We start from the raw sequence: 1,966 nt of genomic DNA, 5'->3' as shown, positions 1-1,966 counted from the left end.
AGGAATTGCAGGGCTGGTACTAGTTTTTCCTCGAACGATCCGGTTGGTTCCACCTGTTTAGCGCGATTTTCGACGTGGCGAGCCTTCTCGGCCTCCAACTCGTCGATCTTTGCCTCGTAGGTTGCGATCACGCGGGTGTTGGTGGCGTCGAGGATTCGGGTGAGTAGCGCGTCGATCTGCTTTTCGCACTCAGTGATCTTGCGATCAGCGGCGCGGCGCATGTCTTTGGCTTGGTCAGCCCGTAGGTCCCAGGCACGGCGGAACATGGCCGTGACCAGTGTGATCAGGCCTTTCGTGGGTTGCAGGCTCTTGATCAAATCACCAACCTCACCTTCGATCTGATCACGTTTGATGGACTTGCCGTAGTGGTCACAGGCCTTTGTTTGGCATAGGTAGTAGTGATAGCTTCCGCCGTTTCCTTTGGAGATGGATGAACGCAGAGGCACACCACAGCCCGCGCAGCAGACCATGCCACGCAGGGCAAATTCTGCGCCGATGTTCGCGCGCTTTGGGGCGGTGGACGCGCCATTGCGGCGCTCCTGCACTTTGTCGAAGGTTTCCAGCGACACCAGCCCTTCGTGTTGGGCTTTGAGCCAGTTGATGCCGTAGCGCTCGGAACAGATGTGTCCGGTATAGACTGGCTGAGTGAGAATATCGGTCACACGCTGCGCGGTCACTTCGCCATGTTTGTTGCGGGGGAAGTCGGGGAAGGTTTCAAAGAAGCGCTTCACCTCGGCTTGGGAGCGGAATCGACCCGACGCAAAGCCCTCGAACGCCTCTTTAATGATGCCATCAAACGGAGGGTTCGGTGCTAGCATTTTGCCCCGACCTTTCACGGTGAGGTACTTAAAACCTATGGGGCACGTATGAATCCAGTAGCCCGACTTCATGCGGGCCTCCATCTTTTGCGCCACCTGACGCCCGTTCTGCTTGCGCTCCAGAGCGCCTTGGGCAGCGATGATTGTCTCGATAAACTCACCTTCGGGCGTGTCGTCGAACTTGAAGTTCAGACATTCGACGCGGGTATTGCGTTTGCGGAACGCATCCCGCAAGTCCAGAAACGCCCGCGTGTCGCGGCTCGCGCGCTTCAAATCGTCAAAGATGACGGTGAAGTCTTCATCCGGTTGCGCGTCGAGGAAGGACAACAACGCCACCATGCCCGGACGTTGCATAAAGCTGCCACCTCCGGTGATCGTGTCGGGGAAGACAGCGACGACCTCTAGACTCTTGGCCTCAGCAAAGGCGCGACAGCGGCTTTCCTGACTTTCGAGCCCGTGCCCATTCAATTCTTGGCTTTTTGAGCTAACTCTGCAATAAATAACAGCTTTTTGTGTCATGCATCCTCCTCCTCTGTTGAGAGTAACACGGCGTGCAGCAGGGTTGCGGCGAGATCGGGCTGTTTTCCACAGGTTTCTTGTGTCGCACTCTGCGGTTTCGGGGCGATTTCCCAGCCAAGATCGACAAATACGCTGACCATCGACCAGAGCAACTCGATCAGGGCGCGTTTTTCTGCGTCGCTGGCCTCGATATTGGGAAAGTGTTCAACCCAGTCCTGCCAATCGCAGGTCAGGGTCGTTTGGGATGTTTGAGGCGGGGTTTCGGGCATAAAGCCTCCTTTCGTAATTCTCCTCTGTTGCGTTCGACATGTCGTCGAACAAAAGGAGAACATTATTGCCATGCAAGTGCTTTTGAGGCAAGGATTTTTTTCCTATCAGTGGTGTGGCGACCTACCATCGTATGCCCTTGGCGGGGCGGTGGCCGCCAAGGGCATGGCTCTGCCTCTAGCGGTCGCGAGAGGTGTCGCGGGTCACATCCGGATGGGCTTGCGTCCGGCGCTGTTCCTTGAAGGCCTCGCGATCACGGTCACGCACGTCGTGATGGGTGCGGCGGGCCAGTTCGGCGAGGCTCAGCATGTCTTTGCCGCGCAAGCTCGAGGTGTCCTGTAGATTGCCGTCCTTGTCCTTGT

3 protein-coding genes are annotated in these 1,966 nt (G+C 57.0%); all 3 read right to left on the bottom strand.

Annotated elements, in window-relative coordinates; translation table 11 throughout:
* The coding region (locus tag ACRBB0_RS26905; RefSeq protein ID WP_431377554.1) for a recombinase family protein at positions 1-1,337 on the bottom strand (1,337 nt) is incomplete at its 3' end.
* Positions 1,334-1,606 (bottom strand): hypothetical protein, encoded by a 273-nt coding sequence (locus tag ACRBB0_RS26900; protein WP_431377553.1) that lies wholly within the window; start codon positions 1,604-1,606, stop codon positions 1,334-1,336. The genes ACRBB0_RS26900 and ACRBB0_RS26905, both read right to left, overlap by 4 nt.
* Before the next feature lie 175 nt (positions 1,607-1,781).
* On the bottom strand, positions 1,782-1,966 hold a 185-nt coding region (locus ACRBB0_RS26895), incomplete at its 5' end, for a hypothetical protein (protein ID WP_431377552.1).

Source organism: Pelagimonas sp. (genome assembly GCF_050633425.1).
Classification (GTDB): Bacteria; Pseudomonadota; Alphaproteobacteria; order Rhodobacterales; family Rhodobacteraceae; genus Pelagimonas.
The sequence above is the reverse complement of the archived record's forward strand: the minus strand, read 5'-3'. Positions and strand labels throughout refer to the sequence as shown.

What these genes read in the sequence shown, in the direction of transcription:
- ACRBB0_RS26900 (WP_431377553.1), bottom strand. Translation starts at nt 1,606, where the DNA reads ATGCCCGAAACCCCGCCTCAAACATCCCAAACGACCCTGACCTGCGAT.